Here is a 24,355-nt window from a genome sequence, read left to right on the forward strand (position 1 = left end):
AAATGCGCGGCGTGCCGTTTCGCGCGGGCGGTGTAGGCATACAGGGTATAGGGTTAAGGCAAGCCTGAAGACCTTCACCCTTTTTCAACCATGTCTGGCGAAACTGCGTGCTATCCGGCCGGACCGTGTTTCCCGCCGACAGCGTAGGGTTTGGGTGCATGCGTGAGTTGCCGCAGAATCTGACGCCGCCTGCAAATGGCGACGCAATCGAAACCGAACATCTTTATTCCCGCCGCTTCGTCCTGTCAGGAGTCAGTGCCATGGCGCTGATCGGCATGGCCGGCTGCAGCACCGCGACGCTCGAACTGCCGCAGCTGCAGCTGGACGACACGGTCACCGGCTCGGTGCGGCCGATCCGCCCCGCGATCAGTGTCGACAAGAACATCACCGGCCCAGACGTCATGTACGCCGCGCTCAACGACGGCGGCTTCGAGGTGCCGGCGGTGCCCTATCAGAAGGTCAAGCCGGAGTTCCGCCGGCAGATCGTCGTCAACGAGACCGGCGAGGCGCCCGGCACCATTGTCGTCCATCTGCAGGAGCGCAAGCTCTACCTCGTGCAGGAGGGCGGCGACGCCATCCGCTACGGCGTCGGCATCGGCAAGGACGGCTTCCGCTGGTCCGGCCGCGCCAACATTCAGTACGGCAAGGAATGGCCTACCTGGACGCCGCCGCCGGAAATGATCCAGCGCAAGCCGGAACTGGTGAAGTGGCAAAATGGCCAGCCCGGTGGCCTCACCAATCCGCTCGGTGCGCGTGCCCTCTACATCTACCAGGATGGCAAGGACACCGGCTATCGCATCCACGGTTCGCCCGAATGGGCGAGCATTGGCCAGGCGATGTCGTCGGGCTGCGTCCGCCTGATCAACCAGGACATCATCGACCTCTACAGCCGCGTTTCCAAGAAGAACCCGGTCGTCGTCGTCTGATCCTTCTGCGGCGGTTTGGCGCCACTCGAAACTCTCGTTGCGCGATGCGGCAAGCTAGGCCAAGGTGCCTGAAAACCATTGCGCCGGGAGACATCAAGCATGGCTGGAACGTTTGTCATCGCACAGGGCGGCGGCCCGACTGCCGTCATCAACCAGACGGTCGTCGGCGCCACGCTGGAAATCCGCAAGCGCCATCCCGGCGCCAAGGTGCTGGGCTCCATCCATGGCGTGCGCGGCATTCGTGACGGCAACTATGTCGACCTGTCGGCCATCCCCGAGGATCGGCTGCGGCTGATCGCCGGAACGCCGAGTGCCGCCCTCGGCTCGACGCGCGACAAGCCGGATGCCGCCTATTGCGAGGTCATCCTCAATGGCCTGAAGAAGGCGGGCGCCGACGCCTTCATCTACATCGGCGGCAACGACACGTCGGGCACCCAGCAGATCCTGACCGACGCCGCCGGCGGCAGCATCGCATTCGTGCATGCGCCAAAAACCATCGACAACGATCTCGAGGAGAACGACCACACGCCGGGCTTCATCTCGGCGGCCGAATTCGTTGCCGGCGCCTTCCTGTCCGTCGATCTCGATTTCCGCGCGCTGCCCGGCATCTATGTCGGCATCGTCATGGGCCGGCATGCCGGCTTCCTCACCGCCGCAGCCGCCGCCTGGCAGCTCGATCCCGACAGCGGCCCGCATCTCGTCTACGTGCCGGAACGGCCATTCTCGGCCGCCGGCTTCGTCGACGATGTGCGCGCCTCGCTCGACCGCCACAAGCGCTGCATCGTCGCCGTCTCCGAAGGCGTCAGCACCGCCGACGGCAAGGCGCTGGTCGAGAGCCTGGTGCCGCCGGATAAGCTCGAGCGCGACGCCCATGGCAACGTCAAGCTGTCGGGCAGCGACCTGCCGGCCGCCCTCGAGCGGGCTCTCGCCGAAGGCCTGCCGGGCAAGCGTGCCCGCGTCGATGCACTCGGCTACATGCCGCGCGGCTATATCGGGGCGATCAGCGCCGTCGACGCGCAGGAGGCCTTCGACGCCGGCGCCTTCGCGGTTGTCGTTGCCGGCGAAGGCGGCGGCTCGGTGGCGCTGCAGTATGACGGCACGAAGACCGTGCTGAAGAAGGTGCCGCTCAAAAACGTCGCCGGCAAGACGCGCCATATGCCAGACGATTTCATGAAGCCCGACGTCAACCAGCTGTCGGAAGCCGGCCTGGCCTATTTGAAGCGGCTGGTGCCGGAAAAATACAAGGTCGGAAAGCCCTTCGTCTGATGGGTGACCGTTTTGGCGGCGAGCGTGTCGTCGGCGACTGGTTCGGCAAGACCGTCATCGACGCCAGCACAACGATGCTGACCGAACCGTTCGTGCATGATTTCGTGCGCGCGAACATCTGGCATTTTAGGGGACGCGACGCCGACCTGCTGGTCGACACCGGCATGGGCATCTGCCCACTGGCGCCTGAGATCGATACGCCGCAGGGCAAGCCGCTCATCGCTGTGGCCACCCACATCCATCTCGACCATGTCGGCTCGCTGCACGAGTTTCCGCAGCGGGCCGGGCCGCGGCACAGCGCCGAACATTTCGAGACCATGAACGAGCAGGTGACCTACGCCTACATGTTCACCAATCTCGACGGCGCCGTGTCGAAATTGCCGATGCCAGGCTGGACGGCGGCCGACTACAAGATCCCACCGGCGCCGTTGACGCGCACACTGGACGAAGGCGACATCGTCGACCTCGGTGACCGGCAGTTCCGCGTGCTGCATTTGCCCGGCCATTCTCCGGATTCGATCGCGCTCTTCGACGAGGCGGACGGCCTGTTCTTTGCCGGCGACGCCATCTACGATTCCATGCTGATCGACGACCTGCCGGACTCCTCCAAACCCGACTATCGCCGCACCATGCAGCGGCTCATCGAGCTGCCTGTCCGCCTCGGTCATGGCGGCCATGGGCCGAGCTTCGACGGCAATCGAATGCGCGAGATCGCTACCGCTTATCTCCGACGCGCAGAAGGGCGTTGAGGGTGGCTTGCCCGCCGTCTAACGAAAATGTGAGTGGAAATTAAATCTTCGTAAGGTGGCGCAAAAACCCTAAATCGGGCCGATCCCTACCCTAGATGCAGGGCTGTCGATCCGGCCGGCTGCCATGCCAGGCGAGACGGGCAACCGCGACCGCCGACACGCCGATGGCCGATTCTCTCCCGGAACGGCCACGGTGCCCGATCATTTCTCGCCCGGACAAACGACCATGTCAGACATAATTCGCAGACATCGCGTCGCGGCCTTGCTGGGCGCTGCGCTGATCGTCAGTCCCTTCGTCGCGTCTTTCGCCCAAAGCGCTGGCTCCGCCGTGGCCACCACCCAGACCCCTGTCGCCGGGATAACGGCCCCCAACGGCTCCTTCGCCCCAATCGTGGCCGTCGATAAACCTGCGGTGGTGACGGTCACCACCGTCATGAAGGCGCAGCCGCAAGACATGAGCGAGGAACAGTCTTTCGGCGGCAATTCGCCCTTCGACGACTATTTCCGCCAGTTCTTCGGCGACCAGGGCATCCCGATGCCGAAGACGCCGCCACAGCAGGCGCAGCGTGCCGAGGCGCTTGGTTCCGGCTTCATCGTCGACGCCGACGGCACTATCGTCACCAACAACCACGTCATTGACGGCGCCACTTCGATCAAGGTGACGCTCGACGACGGCACCGAACTTCCCGCGAAGCTGGTCGGCCACGACGCCAAGAATGATCTTGCCGTGCTCAAGATCAAGGCCGACAAGCCGCTGCCGACGGTCAAATGGGGCGATTCCGACAAGCTCATGCCGGGCGATCAGGTGCTCGCCATCGGCAATCCGTTCGGCATCGGCACCACGGTCACCGCCGGCATCGTTTCGGCGCGCGGCCGCGACCTCAACAGCGGGCCGTTCGACGATTTCATCCAGATCGACGCCCCGATCAACCACGGCAATTCCGGGGGCCCGCTGGTCGATGTCGCCGGCAATGTCGTCGGTATCAACACGGCGATCTATTCGCCCAATGGCGGCAGTGTCGGCGTCGGCTTCGCCATTCCGTCGGACCAGGCACAAAAGGTCGTCGCCAAGCTGATGAAGGGTGGGAACATCCAGTACGGCTATCTCGGGGTCCAGATCCAGCCGGTGACGCCGGATGTGGCGGGTGCGGTCGGCCTCGACCATCCCGGCGGCGCGCTGGTCTCCGAGGTCACCGAGGGATCGCCGGCGGCAAAGGCCGGCATCAAGACCGGCGACGTCATCACCAGCTTCGCCGGCGAGGCGATCAAGGATCCCAAGGACCTGTCGCGGGCCGTCGCCGATGTCGCGCCCGGCGCGAAGGAAACGCTCGACGTCTGGCGCGGCGGCAAGACGGTACAAATATCAGCCGATGTCGGCCGCAACAGCGACGATGTGAAGTCGGCCTCGACCGAGGGGGACAATCAAAAGCCCTCGGCCGGCCAGGCGCTTCGCGTTCCCTCGCTGGGCCTCGGCCTGACCGACCTTACGCCTGATATCCGCGAGGAGCTAAACCTGGCGTCCAACCAACGCGGCGCCGTGGTCGAGCGCGTCAATCCGGACAAGGCGGCCGCCAATGCCGGCCTGCAGCCGGGCGATGTCATTGTCGCCGTCGACCAGTCTCCGGTGCGCAACGCAAGACAGGCCAACCAGGCGATCGCCGAGGCGGGCAAGTCGGGCCGGAAGTCGGTGCTGCTTCTGGTCGATCGCGGCGACGCGCAGATCTTCGTCGCCGTGCCCTTCGCCGCCGGCTGAAGCACGATGCGGCAGGCCCGCCGGGGTGATCCTGGCGGGCCTGCCGCGCCACCCAAGATTCCTGTTGCCCGCCAGCACATCTTCGAGAACACTGCGGCAGGGTCGGTAATGGCCTGCTGCAAACGGATAGTCTGAGATGGTCACTCGCGGTTTTTCCTCCGGTCGAAAGCCTCCGACAGAGACGGATGCCCGCATCCCGCCCGGGCAGTATCTCGAACAGGGTTTTCCGGTCCTGTCCGCCGGGCCAACGCCGCGCGTGCGCACCGAGGATTGGTCGTTCACGCTCAAGCACGGCCCGCGCCCGATCAAGAAATGGAACTGGGCCGAGTTCAACCAGCTGCCCTTGACCAAGATGACGCGCGACATCCATTGCGTCACCGCTTGGACCAAGTTCGACACGGCCTGGCAAGGCGTCCTGGTCGACGACATTCTCGCCGATGCCGGCATCGAAGCGCCGACCGGCTTCCTGCTGGCACATGGGTTTGACGGCTACACCACCAACGTGCCGGCCAAAGATCTCACCACCGGCAAGGCGATGGTGGCGCTGCTTTATGAAGGCAAGCCGATCACGCCCGACCATGGCGGTCCGGCGCGGCTTTTGGTGCCGCATCTTTATTTCTGGAAGTCGGCCAAATGGCTGAACGGTCTGCAGTTCACCGAACGCGACGAGCCGGGCTTCTGGGAATTGCGCGGCTATCACATCTATGGCGATCCGTGGCGTGAGCAGCGCTATAGCGGCGATCCATGAGCGAGGCATCGGCGCCGCAATCGCCCTGGCAGACAGCCAGGATCACCCGCATCGAAAAGCGCACGCCGCGCGTCACCAGTTTCTTCTTCGCGTTGTCGCGGCCTTTCGCCTATCGCGCCGGGCAGCATGTCGACGTCCGGCTCACGGCGCCTGACGGCTATCAGGCGCGCCGTTCCTATTCCATCGCCTCGGCGCCGGAGAGCGGCGCCGCGATCGAGCTGGCGATCGAAAAACTCGACGACGGCGAGGTTTCGCCCTTTTTCCACGAGGTGGCGGCGGTCGGCGACGAGATCGAGCTGCGCGGACCGCTTGGCGGCCATTTTGTCTGGTCCGACCGCGATGGCGGGCCGCTGCTTCTGGTCGGCGGCGGCTCCGGCGTGGTGCCGCTGATGGCGATGGTGCGTCACCGGACCTTGCGCAAATCGGCGGTGCCGGTCGCGCTGATGTTTTCGGTGCGGGTCTGGGACGAGGTGATCTTCCGCGACGAGCTGATCAGCCTCGACGACCGCCGCGACGGTTTCGACCTTGTGCTGACGCTGACGCGCGAAGCCGCACAGCGTCCGTCCGACTATTCAAGGCGCATCGACACGGCAATGGTCATGCAGGCGCAGGCGCGGCTGCCGCAACCGCCGGCGCTTGCTTTCGTGTGCGGCTCGAATGCCTTCGTCTCGGCTGCCGCCCAGGCGCTGATCGACGCCGGCCTATCAGCGGAAATCATCCGCACCGAGCGCTACGGAGTCTGAGCGGGCTGGCCCCTGTCGTCAGGCGGGCAAAAACCGTGCCGACAGCAGTTGGAACGGCAGCGCGGCATAGGTAGCGACGTCGGCTTCATTGTCCCAGTTGCGGAACTGGCGTGACGGCCGCGCTTCGAGCACCAGCGCTCGGCCTGGCTCCTCCAGGCTCACCCGGCCGCGAAAATGCAGCACCTTTTCGCCGCCGCCGCGGCTGATCACCTGCGAGCGCAAGCGGGCGATATGCTGCCCGTTGGCATTGATCTCCATCTCGATGCGGCGCCGAACCGGCGGAACGACGATCCTGACGGTCACGTCCAGCATCATGTCCCCGGCGCCTGCCGGCTGCGGAAGCGCTTGCGAAAGCGCGAATGGCGCCGGCACTGGCTTTGCCTTGCGCAGGGACGGTCTGCCGCGCCAGACGATTTCGGGTGCCGGCTGCTGCAGGCGGCCCTTCTTGCGTTTCAGGCGCAGCTGCTTGGCGACGCCGCGCGACAGCCAGATGAGCCCCCCGAAATCGGTGCGCGGCTTGGCTTGCAGAACCGACGACCAGCGCGACAGGCCGGCGCGATCGGCCATCGCCACCGTTCTTGCGAGTTCGGCCTGTGGCACCGCAATGCCGATCTCCAGACTGAGGTAGGAGAGCGCTACCGCCGCGGCGACGGCCAGGCGGCGCTTGGCGAGGATGTCGGCAAACACCTCCCAGTCGACCTCGCCGCCCTGGATGGCGACCGCACAGTCGACCAGCCAGTCGCTGTGGGTGTGTGCATCGAGGCCGCCATGCGCGATCGCCAGCGTCATGCGGTCGGCAGGCGAGGGAACAAGTAGCCTGACGCCGTTGAATTCGGCCGCAAGCGCCCGCTGCCATATCGCCAAATCATCCTCGGCGCTTTGCTGCGATCCGTCATAGGCTTGCTGGTGCAGGTCGATGTCGCCGAAACTGCCCTTGAAGAAATTCATCGAACGCAAGGACGCCAGCCTCGTCCGCAGAAACTGCGGGCTGACGCCGGTGGCGATCTGCCAGTCGCGGTCGCGCAACACGTCGAAGGCTGCAACTGTGTCTTGCGGGCGCACCAGTATGTCGATGTCGTGCGCCACCCGGCCGCGCTGCGCCGCGGCGTTGACCGCGATGCGGCTGGCACCCTTGATCAGCATGACCGCGCAGCCGGCATCGACCATGGCCTGCAGGGCCGGCTCCGCCTCGCGCATTGCCAGCCGCGATCTGGTCCACAGCAGTTTTTGCAGGCCGACAAGGCGCGGATGGGCCAGGTGGCCAGCGAGCTTGCGGCCGAACCTGTCGGAGATCGCCGCCAGCAGCCGGTGCTCGCGAAAGGAAACCTGGTCGATGTCGTTCTCGTCGAGCCAACGCGCCGCCTGGTTGGCGGCAGCCTCTTCATCGGGCAACAGCGCGGCCTTCAGCAACTGGTCAAGCCCGCCTGTTGGCCACGACCAGCCATAATCCGGAAACCGGCGACCGATGCGGCGGATCGCTATAGCCGTCAATTGCGATCCGCCTTGTTTCGCGCCCGGCGCTGCAGGGCGAGCCGGGCCACTTCGAGATAACCGCGATCACGCCAATCTCGGCCATAAGACAGGCTGCCGGGACTGATGCGGCGCAGCGCCAACACTTCGTCCAGCATGCCCAGCGCGAAGCCCGCCTCGCGCGCGCGGGCGATCCAGTCGATCATCTCGCCGCGTCCGCCAGGCGGATCGACGATCGGGCCGACCGCACCGATGATCGCACGGCGGATCATCATCGTTGTGCGCGACCAGCCCGGCACAGCGGCTGCATCCGGCGCATCGGGCCGGCCGCCGCGAAAATTGCTCATATGGGTAAAGACCCCCGACGTCGCCGGAGACCGCTCGAAATGCGCGAGCTGCTTTTCGATCTTGGTCGGCAGCCACAGATCGTCGGCGTCAAGCGTGGCGATAAAGGGCGTCGATAGCGCGGCGATGCCCCTGGTGGTGGCGCTGCCAGGGCCGGCGTTTTCCTGGCGCAGCAGCATGACCTGCATATCCAGCGTGTTGATTGCTGACGCAATGTCGTCGGTCGAGCCATCATCGACGACGACAATGGCCTCAGGTGCGACCGTTTGGGCCGCGACCGAGCGCAGTGTCTCGGCGATGGTGGCGGTGGCGTTGAACGCCGGAATGACGACGCCGTAGCCGGCCATCACAGGAACCGCCAATCCGCAAGCGGCCTGAGATCGAAGATGCCCTCGATCGGCCGCAGCGATGGGTCGGCTTCGCGCCGTTTCATCGATTTGAAGACGGCGCGCATGAATTCGCGAGACTGGACATCGGCTTCCTTGGTCATGTTGCCGGGATGGCGCCTGTAGTAGAGGGCGACTGTATCAGGCATGACGTAGTTCGGTCCGCTTTCGAAGATGCGCAGCAGGTAGTCGGTGTCCTCGGCCTGGTTGAAATCCGTATCGAAGCCGCCGATCCGCTCGACAAGTCGACGCGCGAAGACTCCTGCCGACAGATGAATGCCACGAACCGTGATGCTATGGCTGTCGGCGGCTGGCTCCAGCGTCGCGTTGTCGAGATGATCGACCAGTGTCATGCACGAATAGGTCAGGTCAAGGCTGGGGTCGGTTTCGAAAAAGGCGAGATCGTTCCTGAAGCGGCCGGCCGGCGAGATGTCGTCCGAATCGAGAAAAGACACCAATTTCGTTTCCGGCAGAAGCAGGCCGAGACCGGTGTTGCGCGTGCGGGTCACGCCCATGTTGGACTGCCGGAACAGGCGGATGCACGAATTCTCGTCCATCATCGCGCGCACCACTTCTGCCGAGCCATCGGTCGAGCCGTCATCGATGACAATGATGTCGAGATCGGCGGCGTCGCGCTGCCTGAGCAGCGAGCGCAGCGCAGAGCCGACATAGCGTTCGCGGTTATACACCGGCATGATCACGCTGAGCTTCATGCACGCATCCCGGGCCTTGACGTGCTCATCCTGTCACCAATCGGCCGTGCGCTTGATCTCGAAAAGCCCCTCGACCGGACGCAGTGACGGATCGGCCTTGCGCCGCTGCATCGATTTCTGGATCACATGCAGAAGTTCGCGCATCGCCACACCAGTCTGGTTGGTCAGGTTGCCAGGATGGCGCCTATAGTAGACTGCGATTGTATCGGGCAGAACATGTCTGGGGCTGGTTTCGAAGATGCGCAGCAGATAGTCGGTGTCTTCGCCCTGCCGTAGATCCTCGTCGAAAGCGCCGGTGCGGTCTACGAGTTCTCTGCGAAAGATAGCCGCGCTCAGGCTCACGCCGCGCATGGTAGGGCCGCTACCGCCCGGCGCCGGGTAGAGCGCCTCGTCATCCATGAGATCGACGCGCGTCATCAGCGAATACGTCAGCTCTAGGGCAGGATCGGCTTCGAAGAGGGCAAGGTCGGCCTTGAACCGTCCAGCCGGGGAAACGTCGTCCGAATCCAGGAACGTCACGAACTCGGCCTGCGGCAGCAATTGCCTCAGGCCGGCATTGCGTGCCTTGACCACACCCTGGTTGGACTGCTGGAACAGTCGGATGCACGATGCCTCCTGCATCAGCGTCCGGACGGCGTCGACGGAGCCGTCCGTCGAACCGTCGTCGATAATGATGATATCGAGATCGGCATCGTCGCGTTGCCTGAGCAGCGACCGCAGCGCGGGGACGACATAGAGTTCGCGGTTGTAGACAGGCATGATGACGCTCAGTCTCATGCAGCGCCTGCCAGGATGAAATCCGCTATCGCAGCTGCGATCTCCCGCGGCTCGGTCCCCAGGGACAGCCGGTAGCAAGGCAGATCGCGAGTGAGGTCGCCGAAAAAGCGAAAGCCGGATTCCCGCTCGCCCGGCATCTGCACGATGCCGGACGGTGCCAGGGCAATCATGGCGTCCTTGCGCGATATGGGCATGATCGAGCTTTTCGTACCTCCACCGATATGTGGCACCATCAACGCGATAATGTCTAGATTTTCAGGGATTGGCCGAGGTGCGATCTCGTCAATGTGAAACGCGTGCTTGCCTTGCCAGTTCAGCGGCTGGTACGATTTCAGCCGGTCTCCCAGCTTCAGCCGCTTGAAACCCTCCGGGTCCTGCTTGAGCGTGGCAAACAGGGGCCGCGCTGTCACGCGATCTGTCCGGTCGACCAGCACATAGTCGTCGCCGACGCTGTCGAGCCCGTTGAGGAGACCTGCAACGACGGTTCCGGATTTACCGGCGCCGCCGGCGCCGGCCAGTAGTACGCCCTTGCCGTCGATGCCCAGTGTGCCGGCATGGGTGAGCCGCATGCCGCGCGCCGCATATTCCCAGTGCAGGAACGCCCGCAACGGCGCCCCTTGTTCCCATGGCGGATAAGCGTCGGCCGACATCATCAGCTGCGCCCCGACATGGCGTTGCGGATCATGGAATTGCCAGAAGTCGAGGTCATGATAATAGCTGCCGCGCAATCCGGCCTCGGCCAGCCGGCCGGCAAAGGCATGATGGTTGTACTCGCCCCGGCCCCAGCTCGCCGGGGCGGAGATGCCGTCAATGCCGGGATGGGCGACGAAAATGCGGCAGTTGCCGGATACAGGTTGATTGTCCGGAGCCTGTATAAATGCATGGCCCATGGCATCCGCCAGGGCGCCATGGCTGAGGTGGATCGTCAGGTTCAGCAGGGGCAACCGGATCTTGGCGGCCACGGCGTAGCTGGCGGCGGCGTCTTCGGTCGCTGCCAGCACGTGGCGCGCATAGTTCGACAGGGTCCGCAGCGTGATCGAGGACATGGCCTGTGTTCCGGCGACCGGCGTCGCGAATGCGCCCTGGAAGCCTGTGGGAATGTCTATGCCTGTTTCACCGCCGGCCAGCCGAGCGGTTCCTCGACCTCGTGGATCGGGTCGACGATGATGAGATCGGCAAGGTCGTCATGGACGTCGACTCTGAGCGGCTCGCTGGTGGCGGCAAGCTCAGCCAGCAGGTCGCCTGAAAGCGGTTGCGCTGGTGTTTCCGCAGCCGCCAGTAGCCCGAAGTCGAGCAACCGGGCAATGAAGCTGTCGAGATCGGCCAACCCTATTGTCGCCGCACCCGCTTTCGCTCCGACCAGCGCCTGGGCGGCGACGCCTGACGACAGCGCCTGCCAGATGCGGCTGCCGGAATCGGAGAAGCCGAAATATTTGCCATTCGAGAGGTCGAGAACGACGGCCTCGCCATCGAACGATTCGAACACGATATCCTTGCTCGCGACCGCATAGACCCGTTGCTGCATCGCTCCATCCCGTCCCAGACGCCCTTGAAGGGATCGCGCCGATTTCACGGTCTGGCAAGCCCTTCCGAGAGTGCGTCTAAATCAGTTGGCCCATTCTTGGCAAGACAAAGACCCGCAGGCACCCTGTCTGCGCCTGATGAGCAGCTACGGTTATGGCGGCCGCTCAGGCCTCGATTTCGAGCGCCGACAGCGGTTTTGAGCAGCAGGCAAGAATGAAGCCGTCATCGATCTCGTGGTCGAGGATGCCGCCATTGTGGCTCATCTCGACACCGCCGGAGACCTTCTTCACCTTGCAGGTACCGCACAGGCCGAATTCACAGGCAGCGGGAATCCGCACGCCCGAGGCGCGCGCCGTCTGCAGCACGGTCTGGCCGGCGACGCATTCGGCGTCGACCTCCGAAAGCGAGAAGCGGATCGGCGTCACGGCTTCGGCAGGAGCAGTGATGCCTTCTTCAGCGGGAGACGCAAACGGCGCCGGGATTTCCTCCACCGCGGGCGCGGCAAAGCTCTCCTGATGATATTTCATCATATCGAAGCCGGCGGCATCCAGCATGCCGCGCACGGCGCGCATGAAGGGATCGGGACCGCAGCAAAAGATCTCGCGCTCGCGGAAATCGGGCGCCAGCAAGGGCAGCCGGATCGCGTCGATGCGGCCCATATGGCCGTACCAGCCTTCACGGCTCGAGCGTTCCTCGATCATGAAGCCGAGCGACAGGCCGGGCATATGACCGCCGAGCAGTTCGAGTTCCTTGCGGAAGATGATCTCTTCCGCACGCCGCGCGCAATTGACGAAGCCGACATCTGTCCATGGCGCGCAGTCGTTCAGCCAGCGCAGCATCGACATCATCGGCGTCACGCCGGAGCCGGCCGAAATGAACAGATATTTGGCCGCCGGGTGGCTGTGCAACGAGAAGTCGCCGGCCGGTCCATAGGCCTTGACATGCGAGCCGGGCGTCAGATGGTCAAACATCCATCGCGTGCCGATGCTGCCGGCCTGCGCCTTGACCGTTACTGCGATCGAAAACGGCCGCGACGGCGATGACGACAGCGTGTAGGTGCGCATCAGCGGCCCGTCCGGTGTCGGCAGCTCCAGCGTCACGAACTGACCCGGCTTGTAGCGGAACCAGGTCTGGTTGTCGGAGCGGAAGGTGAAGGTCTTGACGCCTGGCGCCTCGTCGCTGACGCCGATCACCTCCAGCACCTGCAGCCTGTCATTCCACGGCGCCATCTGGTCGAGATGGCGATAGAGCCCAAGATCCGTCATCGCATTCATCCCTCTGTCCTTTTTGCTCTGCTCATGTCGTGATCCCAAAACCGCAATACACTTTTGGGCGACATGAGCTCACGCGACGCTGCGCAGCGCCGGCCGGCCGCCTTCGGCAAGGCGCGGACCGATGAAGGCTGCGTACCATTCGACGAACTGGATCACGCCGCCCTCATGCAGCTCCGAATAGGGGCCCGGCTCATAGGCCGGAGACAGGATGCCGAAGGCGTTTTCCTCGACGATGCGGCGGTCCTGGTCGTTGGTTTCGGTCCAGACATGCGTGAGCTCTTCAAGGTTGTAGTCGACACCCTCGACCGCATCCTTGTGCACCAGCCACTTGGTCGTCACCGCGGTTTCGGTGGCGCTGATCGGCAGCACCCGGAAGGTCACTGCATGGTCGATGAGGATGTGGTTCCAGGTCGTCGGATAGTGGTAGTGCATCAAGGTGCCGATACGGTCGGCGGCAACAGTGTCGGAGAGGTTCTTCGCCACCGCGCGCTTTCCCGTCATCGTGTAGCTGACGGCATCGCGCAACAGCGGCGCGCGGGTGGCGCGGTATTGTCCGGCCGGATCGATGCGGAATTTGCTCGGCAGGCCCGCCGCTTCGCATTTCGCCCAATGCGCCAGCATCTCCGGATCGCTGTCGGCGCCCTGCACGCCGGTTACCGTCGGCGCTTCCGGGAAGGTCTTGCAGAGTTCGGGATGGTTGCCGGCGCAGTGGTAGCACTCGCGGTTGTTTTCCCAGACCAGCTTCCAGTTGCCCTTCTCGACGATGGTCGATTCGAAAGCGATCTTGGCTTCGCTCAGCCGGTGCGGCTTGAGGTAGGGCTCGATCATGGCCCGCATCGGCGCGAAGTCTGCAGGTTCTTTCGCCAGGCAGATGAAGATGTACCCGGCCACGCTTTCGCAGGCGACCGGCTTCAGGCCGAACTGGCTCTTGTCGAAACCCTCGGCCATCTGCCGGGCGAACAGCAGTCGGCCGTCGAGCTCGTAGGTCCATTGGTGATAGGGGCAGACGAGCTTTGCCGCCGTGCCTTTCTCGGTGTTGCAGACCCGGCTGCCGCGATGGCGGCAGGAATTGTGAAAGGCGTTGATGTTGCCCTTCTGATCGCGGACGAGCACCACAGGATAGTCGCCGATCTGCACGGTGATATAACTGCCGGGCTTCGGCAGTTCGCAATCATGGCCGACGAACAGCCAGTCACGATACCAGATCAGCTCCATGTCGAGCTTGAAATAGTCCGGGTCGGTGTAGAAGGGTTGCTCGAGCGAAAAGCCTTGCTTGCGGCCGTTCAAGAGCCTCAGCATGTCGTTGCGCGCATCCATAGTTCTGTCCTCGTGGTTTAAGGACTGAACTTGGTGGTGATGGAGGAAGGATCGGCCGCAGGCCGGCAATATGCCGGCATGCGCTATCCACCTCTTGACCGCCCACCGCGATCAGTCGAGTTCAAGCATCTCGGGCTGGTTTCCGGGCTCTGGAGTTGTCCTTGCGGACCATCGCGACACCTTCCCAGGCTTCTTGCCCAGTGGTCTCCCGTTGCGACTTGAACTCCACCACCGTTGCGGGGGCAGCGCCGGATTCTGACCGGCTTCCCAATTCTCCGCTCCGTCGTCACGAAGCGGCACCTGAGATGGGATCATCTAATCACGGCAGCGATCGCGACATCGGCATGAAAGCGACATCGTCTCCATGCGGCGCGACACGCACGACAAACGCGGCGGCAGACGATCGTGGGGCTGACGGCGTTGTTTTCGGGGCGGATCGCGGCCCCTCGCAAATCACCACGAATCAGACTGCCGACTAAGGGAAAACACGTCAACGGTATCGAAAAGTGACTATTAGCAGTTTCTAAAATCGAACCGAACGGTTCGTTTCTGTTGACAATGCGTGCAGGACAGTGTGAACGCTGACGCCCGGACACACTCGGTGAGCCAGACGGCATGGTCACATAAGACTTTGTATTATTTACACAAAGTGAGATGATAGGCATGCTTATGAAAATTACAAGAGGTGAAATCATGGCCCAGCCGGAACAACTTCGTGATTGGAAACCAGCCTATGGCTTTCCCACATCGGGGCTTGTCCGAACGACGCGAATTGCTCCCACCACACGCCGCTAGACGGACAGCAAAACTGGAGTACTAAAAATGAAAAAGATCATCCTTACTGCCGCCGCCGTTTTGGCCATCACCGGCAGCGCCTTCGCTGGTAGCGACAATTATGGTTCCAATGGTGCGAACCAGCCCGCTGCCGCGGTTGACAGCTCGTATACGGCTTCCATTCAGAAGTCGGTGCCCGCTGACAAGCAGCCCGTCGTTCAGGGCAGCGACCGCAACCTCTTCGGCCGTTAACAGCTGATACCGATCCAAACAAAAGCGTGGCGGCCTGTCCGCCGCTCTTGGGATCTCGAAGAAATTCAGGAGTATTTAAAATGAAAAAGATCATCGTTGCTGCCGCCGCCGTTCTGGCCGTTTCCGGCAGCGCTTTCGCCGCCAGTGACAACTATGGTTCGAACGGCGCCAACCAGCCTGCGGTTACGTCGACGGATAGTGGCCACACGGCTTCGGTTGCGAAGTCGGATCCGGCTGCTCAGGCCCCCGCACAGGGCGCCGACCGTAACCTCTTCGGTCGCTAACAGACGATCGGGATCTGACCTCAGAGTTTTTCGGACAACGATCCCAGTCGAACATCGAACAAGCTGCAGAGCGGCGTGATCACCAGCCGCTCTGCCACATGATAAAAATTCAGGAGACTTGACATGAAGAAGATCGCTCTTGCTGCCGCTGCGCTTTTGATTGCCGCCGGCAGTGCTTATGCCCGCAACGACAATGTCGGCTCTAGCGCCGTCGACAACCAGGCGACCGTCAACGTCGACAACACCCGGACGTCGTCGGTGCCCAACACCGGTTCGCCGGTCTACAAGCTGTTGAACTCGTCGGGCGACGTACAGAAGTCCGCCCCGCAAGGCAGCGACCGGAACCTCTTCGGCAATCGCTAGAACGTTTCACCGTTTCACAGAAACGGCGAACCGCTCTATCTGTTTGTTTTTCGCAATTCCCGGACGGAAAACCGCTCACACTTTTCCTGGAATTGCTCTAACAGCCGAAGTTTTAAAAAAGAGCGGCGGGCCTGGCCCGCCGCTCTTTTTCATGCCGATACGACGCGCCGATCTCAGGCCGCCTTCACTTCCACCGGCTTGAGCGAGAAGGAATGCCCGTCGGCGTCGAAGATGTGCAGGTCGCCGGCATCCGCAGTCAACCGCAGCTTCGCCCCGCGCTTGACCTCGACATTGCCGGGCAGCTTGGTCACCAGCGGCAGGTCGGCGCGGCCGATGTCGACATAGACCAGCTGGACCTCGCCGAGCTGCTCGACATAGTCCACCACGCCTTCGAAAAGATACTCCGTGCCGGTGGCGACCGACAGATCTTCCGGCCGCACGCCGAAGCTGACCGCCGCGCCCTTGGCCGAAGCCGGTGTCGCGATCGGCACCGTGGCCTTGCGGCCGCCGACATGGCTGACGATGGTCGGGTCGCCGGTCTTGTCGATTGTCGCCGGCAAGATATTCATGGCCGGCGAGCCGATGAACTGGGCGACGAACAGATTGCCGGGCTTCTTGTAGAGGTCCATCGGCGTGCCGACCTGCTCGATATGGCCGTCCTTCAGCACCACGATGCGGTCGGCCAGCGTCATCGCCTCGACCTGATCATGGGTGACGTAGATCATCGTTGTAGCCGGCATCGATTCCTTGAGCTTGGCGATCTCGATGCGGGTGGCGACGCGCAGCGCCGCGTCGAGGTTCGACAGCGGCTCGTCGAACAGAAACACTTTCGGGTTGCGCACGATGGCGCGACCGATGGCGACGCGCTGGCGCTGGCCGCCCGACATCGCCTTGGGCAGACGGTCGAGATATTTGGTCAGCTGCAGGATCTCGGCTGCCTGCCGTACCCGTTTGTCGATCTCGGCCTTGCTTTCCTTGCCGATCTTCATCGAGAACGCCATGTTGTCGTAGACGGTCATGTGCGGGTAGAGCGCATAGGACTGGAACACCATGGCGATGCCGCGCTTCGAAGGCGGCACATCGTTGACCACCTCGCCGGCGATCTTCAGCTCACCGGAGGTGATCTCCTCAAGCCCCGCGATGGACCTCAGCAAGGTCGACTTGCCGCAGCCCGACGGGCCGACAAAGACGATGAACTCACCCGACTTTATGTCGAGGTCGATGCCATGGAGAATGTGCAGATTGCCGTATGATTTCTTCACTTGTCTCAGCGTGACATCGGCCATGATTTCCTCCCAGTGATTTCCCTAGAGAACCCAGATTTCCTCAAGAAATTCCGTTTCGTCAAAACTCAGTCGATGCGCCCGAACCAGGCGCCGTAGCCGCCGAGGCGGATCGAACCTGTGCCGGATTGTCCCGAAAAACCGTGCCCGGCCAAGGGCTGCAGCGCCTGGCCGAGATCGACCTCGGCCGGCCTGCTGCCCAGATTGAAGACGCAGACGATCTGCTCATTGCCCTCGCGGCGGGTGAAGGCGACGGTGTCGCCCTCGCTTTCGATGAACTCGATGTCGCCTTTGGCCAGCGCCGGATGTTGGCGGCGGAAGCCGAGAAAGCGCCGGTAGTGCTCAAGCAGCGAGGCGGCGTCGCCCTGCTGCACGTTGACCGCCTGCGACAAATGCTTGCCCGGTACCGGCAGCCAGGGCTTGGCCGTCGAGAAGCCGGCATTGCTGGCGGTTGCATCCCACACCATCGGCGTGCGGCAGCCGTCGCGGCCCTTGAATTCGGGCCAGAAGCGGATGCCGTAGGGGTCCTGCAGATCCTCGAACTTAAGCTCGGCTTCGCCCAGCCCAAGCTCCTCGCCCTGATAGAGGCAGACCGAGCCGCGCAGCGACATCAGCAGCGCCGAGATCACCTTGAGATAGGCGGCCGGATCGGCCTCATCGGCGGCCCAGCGCGAAGCCGGACGCATCACGTCATGATTGGAGAAGGCCCAGCATGACCAGCCGTCGCTGGCGACCTTTCCGAAGGCTTCCAGCACCTGACGCACCTTGGCGGCGCTGATCTTTTCCGGCGCCAGGAAGTCGAAGGAATAGCACATATGGACGCGCTTGCCGCCGGCCGTGTAGGCGGCCACCACTTCCAGCCCACGCTGCGAATCGCCGACTTCGCCGACGGCGGCGGTCGCCGGATATTCGTCGAGCAGCGTCCGGAACCGCTCGAGGAAGGCAAGGTTCTCCGGCCGGCTCTTGTCGTAGAGATGGTCCTGGTAGTTGTACGGATTGACAGCGGGTGCGGTCTGGTCGTTGCGCTCTTCCGGCGGCAGCGGCGGGTTGTTCTCCAGCCCCTGGCTGTGGAAGTAGAAATTGATGGTGTCGAGGCGAAAGCCGTCGACGCCGCGCTCCAGCCAGAAGCGGGTGACGTCGAGCAGCGCGTCCTGGACTTCCAGATTGTGGAAGTTGAGGTCCGGCTGCTCGGACAGGAAATTATGCAGATAATACTGCTGGCGGCTTGTGTCCCACTGCCAGGCCGAGCCGCCGAAGATCGACAGCCAGTTGTTGGGCGGCGTGCCGTCCGCCCGGGCGTCGGCCCAGACATACCAGTCGGCCTTCGGGTTAGCCCGATTGGCGCGGCTTTCCTTGAACCATGGATGGATGTCGGCGGTGTGCGACAGCACTTCGTCGATCATCACCTTGAGACCGAGGTGATGGGCTTCCGCCACCAGCGCGTCGAAATCGGCAAGCGTGCCGAACATCGGATCGACGTCGCAATAGTCCGAGACATCGTAGCCGAAATCCTTCATCGGCGACTTGAAGAAGGGCGAAATCCAGATGGCATCGACACCCAGCGAGGCGATGTAGGGCAACCTGCGGATGATGCCCTTGAGGTCGCCTATGCCGTCGCCATCGGAGTCCTGGTAGGAGCGCGGATAGATCTGGTAGATCACCGCGCCCCGCCACCAGTCGCGATCGACGGCGAGATCGGGTTTCGAGGTCGCCTTCAAAGCGGATTGCATCAGTCTCAACCTCCTTTGACCGAGCCGGCCAGCAGCCCGCGGACGAAATAGCGCTGTAGCGAGAAGAACACGATCAGCGGCACGATGATGGTGACGAAGGCCGATGTCGTCAGGATCTCCCAGTCGCCGCCGCGCGAACCGAGCAGCGCATTGAGCTTGGCGGTCAGCACGATCTGATCGCCCTCGGTACCGAGGAAAACCATCGCCACCAACAAATCGTTCCAAACCCACAGGAACTGGAAGATGGCGAAGGAGGCCAGCACCGGGAATGACAGCGGCAGCACGATCTTGACGAAGATCTCGAAATCGCTGGCGCCGTCGATACGCGCCGATTCCATGATCTCGCGCGGCAGGCCGGCAATATAGCTGCGCAGGAGATAGATGGCGAAGGGCAGGCCGAAGCCGGTATGCGCCAGCCAGATGCCGAGATAGGTTTTCGACGGCACGCCGAAGAAAGTGCCGACGCCGTTGTAGAGTTTGAGCAACGGGATCAGCGACATCTGCAACGGCACGACCAGCAGGCCGATGATGACGGCGATCAGCAGCGCGCGGCCGGGAAAGCGCATCCAGGCCAGTGCATAGGCGGCGAAGGCCGCGATCAGGATCGGGATGACGGTCGCCGGAATGGTGACGGTCAGCGAGTTCATGAACGAGCGGCCGATGCCTTCCGAAAACAGCACCGTGTTGTAATTGCCGGTGGTGAATTTCGGCGGCGCCGACGAGGCATAATAGACGCGCTGGCCGCGGTCGCCCTCAAAGGCTTTCGGCGACGACATGACGAACGTGCCGTCGGCATTGAGCTGCAGGGTAACGCCATCGCCGAGATCGGCAGTCGTGCCGGCCGGATATTGCGTCGGTGCCGCCGACTTGACGCCGAAAGCGCTGATGTTGCGGGCGGCAGCGTCGCCGAAGATGTTGCCGGCAAGCACGAATTTGCCGTCCTTCTCGACCTGCGCCGAGGCCGGCGGCAACCGGCCGGCTTCGGTCTGGGTGGAACTGGAGAACGAATTCCACCAGCCCGAGGCGATGATCTGGTCCTTGTCGCGCAGCGAGGAGACCAGGATGCCGAGCGTCGGCACGGTCCAGATGGCGACGAAGATGAGCACGGCGATGTGGACGCCGAAACGGCTGGCAAAGGATTTTCCGGTCGCGACGGCCATCTCAATGCCCTCCCGTCTCTTTGTTCGCCTGGCGGATGTTCCAGACCATGATCGGGATGACCGCGATCATGATGATGATGGCGATGGTGGCGCCGCGGCCGAAATCACCGCCGCCGCGGAACATCCAGTCGAACATCAGATTGGCCAGCACCTGGCTGTTCCATTGGCCGTTGGTCATGGTCAGCACGATGTCGAACACTTTCAGCACCAGGATGGTGATCGTCGTCCAGACCACGGCAATGGTGCCCCAGATCTGCGGCACCATGATCTTCCAGAAGATCTGGAACGGATTGGCGCCGTCGATGACCGCGGCTTCGAGCGTCTCTTCAGGGATGCCGCGCAGCGCCGAAGACAGGATGACCATGGCAAAGCCGGTCTGGATCCAGATCAGGATGATCATCAGGAAGAAATTGTTCCAGAACGGCAGCGATATCCAGACCTGCGGCTGGCCGCCGAAATACTGGATGATGGCGTTGAGCAGGCCGATCTGCGTCTGGCCCTCGCCGCGATATTCGTAGATGAATTTCCAGATCACGCTGGCGCCGACGAAGGAGATCGCCAGCGGCAGGAAGATCAGGCTCTTGGCGATCGTGCCCCACCAGATCTTGTCGGTGAGCACGGCGATGATCAGCCCGAGGAAGGTACAGGCCGCCGGCACCACCGCCAGCCAGATGATGTTGTTCAGGATCGAGTTGCGGAACTCGCGGTCGCCGAACGCCCATTCATAATTGGCGAAGCCGACAAAGTGCTGGCCGCCGCGGTCGAGGAAGGACAGCCAGAGCGTCGCCACCACCGGATAGATCAGATAGACGGTAAGGATGATCATCGCCGGGCCGACGAACAGCCACGGACGGACCAGCCCTTGCCGGCGCAGATTGTCGATGGCCGCAGCCCCGGCGACGCCGCGCGACGGGAAAATCAGGTCGACCAGCTTGTTGGCGCCCCAGAAATAGGCGACGCAGCCGCCGACGCCGATGATGATGACAAAAATGGCCGATAAGATCTGAGCAGCCATGGGTCCCTCTCCCTGCGCATGATCGGCCGGGCTTTGAACAGCCCTGGCGATGTGGCAATGCGCCGATTTAAGTTATTCGGAACGAACGAACGCAAATCGGTCCGGCGTACGGCGCCGGTCGGATCCGGGCCAACAAGGCCCGGATCCAGTCTATGGAGGAAGTCCTGAACTTGCAGCCAAAGCGGCTGCTGACTCGCCGCTGATTGCTTGGCCGCTGATTACTTGATCGCGTCCCAGCTCTTCTGGATGTCGGTTGCGACATCCTGGGCCGACTTGCCGCCAACCAGATCGATCATGCCGGTCCAGAAGGCGCCGGCGCCGATCTTGCCCGGCATCAGGTCCGAACCGTCGAAGCGGAAGGTCGAGGCATTGGCGAGGATTTCGCCCTGCTTCTTCAGCGCGTCGCTGGCATAGGCATCCTTGTTGACCGACTTGAGCGGCGTCACGAAGCCGCCCTGGGCCATCCAGATTTCATGCGCCAGCGGCATCTTCAGGAATTCGATGAAGGCGCGCGCGCCCTTCGAATCCTTGGTGATCATGGCGAGCGTACCGGCGCCGAGCACGGGCGTGCCCAGTTCAGGCTTGGACGCATAGGGCGGGAAGTAGAAGAAGTCGGCATCCTGGCCCACCTTGGTGCCTTCCGGGAAGAAGGTCGGGATGAACGATGCCTGATGGTGCAGGTAGCATTTCGGCGGCACCGAGAAGAGGCCCTTGGGGCTGTCGCGGAAGTCGGTCGCGGCAACCGCCTTGGCGCCGCCATCGACCATCTTGTCGTCGGTGGCGATCTTGCCGAAGATGTCGATGGCGTTGACCACCGCCGGGTCGTTGAACGGGATCTCGTTCTTCACCCACTTGTCGTAGACGTCAGGCGTCTGGGTGCGCAGCATGATGTCTTCGACCCAGTCGGTCGCCGGCCAGCCGGTGGCGCCGCCCGAGCCGAGACCGATGCACCACGGCGTGCCGCCGTCCGCGATGATCTTCTTCTCGAGGTCGGCGAGTTCTTCCTGGGTCTTGGGAACCTTATAGCCGGCTTCCTCGAAATTGTCCGGCGAGTACCAGACCAGCGATTTCACGTCGGCCTTGTAGGGGAAGGCGAAGAAGCCCGGCTTGCCGTCCTTGTCCTTGAAGGTGCCGAGGTCGACCCATGACTGGCCGGCGCCGTAATTGTCCTTGACCCATTTGGCGGTGTCGTCGCCGAGCGGCGTCAGCAGGCCCTTGGAGGCCAGATCCTGGATCAGGCCCGGCTGCGGCAGCACGGCGATGTTGGGCGGGCTGCCGGCCTGGGTGTCGATGACGATCTGCTGTTCGTAATTCTCCGACGAGGAGTATTTGATCTCGGCGCCGGTGGCTTCCTGGAAATACTCGAGAACCGTGCGGATGAGACCTTCGTCCTCGCCGCGCCAGGGTCCGAAGATGGTCAGCGTCTCGCCCTTGAGATCGACCTTTTTCAGCTCTTCGTAGTTGGCCCAGTTGAAGCGCTTGTCTTCACCCGGCTTGAATTTCAGTTCGGCTTGCGCCGGCAGGCTCAGGGCGAGCGTTGCAAACGCGGCGCCAAGCAGAAGCATCTTCTTCATCGCATTCCTCCCAGTGGTCACATACACCCGGACGGAACCTCCATTCCGCCCGCCGACGCCGCAGGACTGTGACTCACTCGGAAAGGAACCGCAACCTTTCGAAAGAGTCTTCCAAAGCGCTTTGGTCGTTTTGATCTCGCCATTGAATCCAACGGAAGTCAAGAGGGTAAGCGGTCTAATCGATTTGATTTCAAGCTGCAACACTTGATAAAGTGCGCTGCAGCATAGTTTTTTGGCGGTGCAGCAGCGTATTATGCTTCAAACTGGCCGGACCAGTGCGTATGGTGCCCATGGTTCGGAAGCGCCTGCCATGGCGCCCGCGCGGATCCGAAATTAAAAGCGCTTTGAGGCTTGGAGGCCTCCCAGTGAACCTGAAACAGCTCTCCCATATGCTGGCGCTGTCGCAGACAACGGTCAGCCGTGCGCTGAACGGCTATCCGGAGGTCAACGAGGAAACCCGCCGGCGCGTGGTGGATGCCGCCAAGCGCCACGGCTACCGGCCCAACCCGAGCGCGCGCCGGCTGGCGACCGGCAAGACCGGCATGATCGGCTATGTCCTGCCGACCGGCGCCTCGGTCGACATCGATCCGCATTTTGTCGAGTTCCTTTCCGGCCTGGGCGACTATGCCCGCTCGCACGAACTCGACCTCGTTCTGTCGCCGGCAGACGCCGACGACCAGGAGACCACCTATCGCCGCATCGTCGCCAACCGCCAGGTCGACGCCGTCTACATCTCCTCGCCGCGGCCGGCCGACCGGCGGGTGGCGCTGGTCAACACGCTGGGCATCCCCTTCATCGTCCATGGCCGCAGCGACGGCTTCGATTTCGACTATCCGTTCACCGACATCGACAATGAGGGCGCCTTCCACGAAGCGGCCCGGCTGCTGGTCCAGCTCGGCCATCGCCGGCTGGCGCTGATCAATGGCGACGACCGCGAGACCTTCGCCATCCACCGCGAGCGCGGCATGCGTCGCGCACTGGCCGCCAGCGGCCTGACACTCGGCGAGCGCCATGTCTGCTCGGTGACGATGACCGAGGAGAACGGCTATCGCGCCGCGCGGCGCCTGCTCGAACAGAGCGAGCCGCCAACCGCGATCGCCTGCTCCAGCCTGATCATGTCGCTCGGCGTCGTGCGCGCGGTGCGCGACCTTGGCCTGACCATTCCCGGCGACCTGTCGCTGATCGCCCATGACGACGTCTTCCCATGGCTGAAGCCCGAGAATTTTTCCGTTCCGCTGTCGACGACACGCTCGTCGATCCGCCTCGCCGGGGCCCGCATCGCCGAACGGCTGGCGGCGCGCATTTCCGGTCTGGAGGAAGGCGCTCGCGGTGAGGTCTGGCCGGTCGACCTGGTGGTCAGGGGCTCGGTGGCTGGGGCGCCGGTTTAGGCTGGAACTCTCGATGGCTGGCAGTGACCATAGTTCGACCGGAAGCTGCCCTCTGTCGTCGAGCCGAAAGGCGCTCGCTATATTACCGCGGTGACCTTTCCCGCCGCGTCGAGACGACATATGACTCTCGCCTGCCGCACTTGGATTTTGCCTTGGCGTGCGTACTGTATTCGCACCTCGATCGGTGCCATCAACGCAGCGTGACGTTGGCGCATTGGACCGGCACTCACCGCCGACACACGCAAGGCGCCAAGCGGCATTGCGGCAGACACGATCGCCGCACGGCAGGCGCTCACGACTGCAGGCGTCGTCCCGGGTTTCGTTTTCAATGATGCCAGGGCCCCAAAGGGATAGCCCGTGATAGTCCTACCGAGCTCGCCGCGCCCGGCTTTGGAGGGCTTGAGGGTGGATGGCAGGTCGATGGCGCGTGTAGCGCTATTGGTCGAAACAACGGCAGTATTGTCTGGGGCCGGGCTGCCGCTAGTATCCGCCGCAGCAGCAGACGGGTTGCCGGTACCTGTCGATACGCCTCCGCTTGTGC

At 63.2% G+C, this 24,355-nt stretch carries 23 protein-coding genes and 1 riboswitch; of the genes, 10 read left to right on the forward strand and 13 right to left on the reverse strand.

Annotated elements, in window-relative coordinates:
* Nucleotides 1-158: 158 nt before the first annotated feature.
* The 6 genes from AC1D1L_RS02590 to AC1D1L_RS02615 all read left to right on the forward strand — a co-directional run bounded on the left by AC1D1L_RS02590 (nt 159) and on the right by AC1D1L_RS02615 (nt 6,185).
* Nucleotides 159-926 carry a L,D-transpeptidase gene (locus AC1D1L_RS02590; protein ID WP_477338552.1) on the forward strand — a complete coding sequence of 256 codons (768 nt, stop codon included), beginning with the start codon at nt 159-161 and terminating at the stop codon, nt 924-926.
* Nucleotides 927-1,025: 99 nt separating this feature from the next.
* Nucleotides 1,026-2,192: a diphosphate--fructose-6-phosphate 1-phosphotransferase gene (locus tag AC1D1L_RS02595; RefSeq protein ID WP_477338554.1), complete on the forward strand. Its 1,167-nt coding sequence runs from the start codon at nt 1,026-1,028 to the stop codon at nt 2,190-2,192.
* Entirely contained in the window at nt 2,192-2,941 is a 750-nt protein-coding gene (locus AC1D1L_RS02600; protein WP_477338556.1) for an MBL fold metallo-hydrolase, read from the forward strand. The genes AC1D1L_RS02595 and AC1D1L_RS02600 overlap by 1 nt, the downstream gene beginning before the upstream one ends.
* 226 nt (nt 2,942-3,167) lie before the next feature.
* The gene (locus tag AC1D1L_RS02605; protein WP_477338558.1) at nt 3,168-4,694 is read left to right on the forward strand and encodes a DegQ family serine endoprotease; all 1,527 of its coding nucleotides are present in this window, start codon (nt 3,168-3,170) and stop codon (nt 4,692-4,694) included.
* Nucleotides 4,695-4,830: 136 nt separating this feature from the next.
* On the forward strand, nt 4,831-5,442 hold the full coding sequence (locus tag AC1D1L_RS02610; protein ID WP_477338560.1) for a molybdopterin-dependent oxidoreductase: 612 nt from the start codon (nt 4,831-4,833) through the stop codon (nt 5,440-5,442).
* Nucleotides 5,439-6,185, forward strand: a complete 747-nt coding sequence (locus AC1D1L_RS02615) for an FAD-binding oxidoreductase (protein WP_477338561.1) — start codon at nt 5,439-5,441, stop codon at nt 6,183-6,185. Before AC1D1L_RS02610 ends, AC1D1L_RS02615 begins: the two co-directional genes overlap by 4 nt.
* A gap of 18 nt (nt 6,186-6,203) precedes the next feature.
* Here the strand turns inward: AC1D1L_RS02615 and AC1D1L_RS02620 are convergent, their stop codons facing one another.
* The 8 genes from AC1D1L_RS02620 to AC1D1L_RS02655 form a co-directional block, all read right to left on the reverse strand.
* On the reverse strand, nt 6,204-7,676 hold the full coding sequence (locus tag AC1D1L_RS02620) for a nucleotidyltransferase family protein (protein WP_477338562.1): 1,473 nt from the start codon (nt 7,674-7,676) through the stop codon (nt 6,204-6,206).
* On the reverse strand, nt 7,673-8,347 hold the full coding sequence (locus tag AC1D1L_RS02625) for a glycosyltransferase family 2 protein (protein WP_477338564.1): 675 nt from the start codon (nt 8,345-8,347) through the stop codon (nt 7,673-7,675). Before AC1D1L_RS02625 ends, AC1D1L_RS02620 begins: the two co-directional genes overlap by 4 nt.
* Entirely contained in the window at nt 8,347-9,099 is a 753-nt protein-coding gene (locus AC1D1L_RS02630; protein WP_477338566.1) for a glycosyltransferase family 2 protein, read from the reverse strand. The genes AC1D1L_RS02625 and AC1D1L_RS02630 overlap by 1 nt, the downstream gene beginning before the upstream one ends.
* Nucleotides 9,100-9,132: 33 nt before the next feature.
* Nucleotides 9,133-9,876, reverse strand: coding sequence for a glycosyltransferase family 2 protein (locus AC1D1L_RS02635; RefSeq protein WP_477338568.1), 744 nt, complete (start codon nt 9,874-9,876; stop codon nt 9,133-9,135).
* The gene (locus AC1D1L_RS02640; RefSeq protein WP_477338570.1) at nt 9,873-10,922 is read right to left on the reverse strand and encodes a serine kinase; all 1,050 of its coding nucleotides are present in this window, start codon (nt 10,920-10,922) and stop codon (nt 9,873-9,875) included. The genes AC1D1L_RS02635 and AC1D1L_RS02640 overlap by 4 nt, the downstream gene beginning before the upstream one ends.
* A 56-nt stretch (nt 10,923-10,978) precedes the next feature.
* On the reverse strand, nt 10,979-11,401 hold the full coding sequence (locus AC1D1L_RS02645; protein WP_477338572.1) for a PqqD family protein: 423 nt from the start codon (nt 11,399-11,401) through the stop codon (nt 10,979-10,981).
* A 163-nt stretch (nt 11,402-11,564) separates the two neighbouring features.
* Nucleotides 11,565-12,665 (reverse strand): FAD-binding oxidoreductase, encoded by a 1,101-nt coding sequence (locus AC1D1L_RS02650; protein WP_477338749.1) that lies wholly within the window; start codon nt 12,663-12,665, stop codon nt 11,565-11,567.
* 78 nt (nt 12,666-12,743) lie between these two features.
* Entirely contained in the window at nt 12,744-13,991 is a 1,248-nt protein-coding gene (locus tag AC1D1L_RS02655) for an aromatic ring-hydroxylating oxygenase subunit alpha (protein WP_477338574.1), read from the reverse strand.
* Between the two features lie 116 nt (nt 13,992-14,107).
* A riboswitch (cobalamin riboswitch) is annotated at nt 14,108-14,310 on the reverse strand.
* Between the two features lie 503 nt (nt 14,311-14,813).
* Between AC1D1L_RS02655 and AC1D1L_RS02660 the strand changes: the two genes are divergently transcribed.
* From AC1D1L_RS02660 to AC1D1L_RS02670, 3 genes are all read left to right on the forward strand, one after another.
* Complete coding sequence (locus AC1D1L_RS02660; protein WP_477338576.1) at nt 14,814-15,017, forward strand: DUF680 domain-containing protein; 204 nt, start codon at nt 14,814-14,816, stop codon at nt 15,015-15,017.
* An 80-nt stretch (nt 15,018-15,097) separates the two neighbouring features.
* Nucleotides 15,098-15,301 carry a DUF680 domain-containing protein gene (locus tag AC1D1L_RS02665; protein ID WP_477338578.1) on the forward strand — a complete coding sequence of 68 codons (204 nt, stop codon included), beginning with the start codon at nt 15,098-15,100 and terminating at the stop codon, nt 15,299-15,301.
* A gap of 123 nt (nt 15,302-15,424) precedes the next feature.
* On the forward strand, nt 15,425-15,664 hold the full coding sequence (locus AC1D1L_RS02670; RefSeq protein WP_477338580.1) for a DUF680 domain-containing protein: 240 nt from the start codon (nt 15,425-15,427) through the stop codon (nt 15,662-15,664).
* A gap of 173 nt (nt 15,665-15,837) precedes the next feature.
* Here the strand turns inward: AC1D1L_RS02670 and AC1D1L_RS02675 are convergent, their stop codons facing one another.
* The 5 genes from AC1D1L_RS02675 to AC1D1L_RS02695 all read right to left on the reverse strand — a co-directional run bounded on the left by AC1D1L_RS02675 (nt 15,838) and on the right by AC1D1L_RS02695 (nt 22,426).
* Nucleotides 15,838-16,950 (reverse strand): ABC transporter ATP-binding protein, encoded by a 1,113-nt coding sequence (locus tag AC1D1L_RS02675; protein ID WP_436257745.1) that lies wholly within the window; start codon nt 16,948-16,950, stop codon nt 15,838-15,840.
* Nucleotides 16,951-17,015: 65 nt separating this feature from the next.
* Nucleotides 17,016-18,677, reverse strand: a complete 1,662-nt coding sequence (gene bglA, locus AC1D1L_RS02680) for a beta-galactosidase BglA (protein ID WP_477338582.1) — start codon at nt 18,675-18,677, stop codon at nt 17,016-17,018.
* A gap of 5 nt (nt 18,678-18,682) precedes the next feature.
* Nucleotides 18,683-19,837 (reverse strand): carbohydrate ABC transporter permease, encoded by a 1,155-nt coding sequence (locus AC1D1L_RS02685; protein ID WP_477338584.1) that lies wholly within the window; start codon nt 19,835-19,837, stop codon nt 18,683-18,685.
* A 1-nt stretch (nt 19,838) separates the two neighbouring features.
* Nucleotides 19,839-20,852 carry a carbohydrate ABC transporter permease gene (locus AC1D1L_RS02690; protein WP_023668891.1) on the reverse strand — a complete coding sequence of 338 codons (1,014 nt, stop codon included), beginning with the start codon at nt 20,850-20,852 and terminating at the stop codon, nt 19,839-19,841.
* Between the two features lie 218 nt (nt 20,853-21,070).
* Nucleotides 21,071-22,426, reverse strand: a complete 1,356-nt coding sequence (locus AC1D1L_RS02695; protein WP_477338586.1) for an ABC transporter substrate-binding protein — start codon at nt 22,424-22,426, stop codon at nt 21,071-21,073.
* Nucleotides 22,427-22,791: 365 nt separating this feature from the next.
* Between AC1D1L_RS02695 and AC1D1L_RS02700 the strand changes: the two genes are divergently transcribed.
* The gene (locus AC1D1L_RS02700; RefSeq protein WP_477338588.1) at nt 22,792-23,814 is read left to right on the forward strand and encodes a substrate-binding domain-containing protein; all 1,023 of its coding nucleotides are present in this window, start codon (nt 22,792-22,794) and stop codon (nt 23,812-23,814) included.
* Nucleotides 23,815-24,355: the final 541 nt, after the last annotated feature.

The sequence above is a fragment of the Mesorhizobium sp. P2_D6 genome (assembly GCF_056404315.1).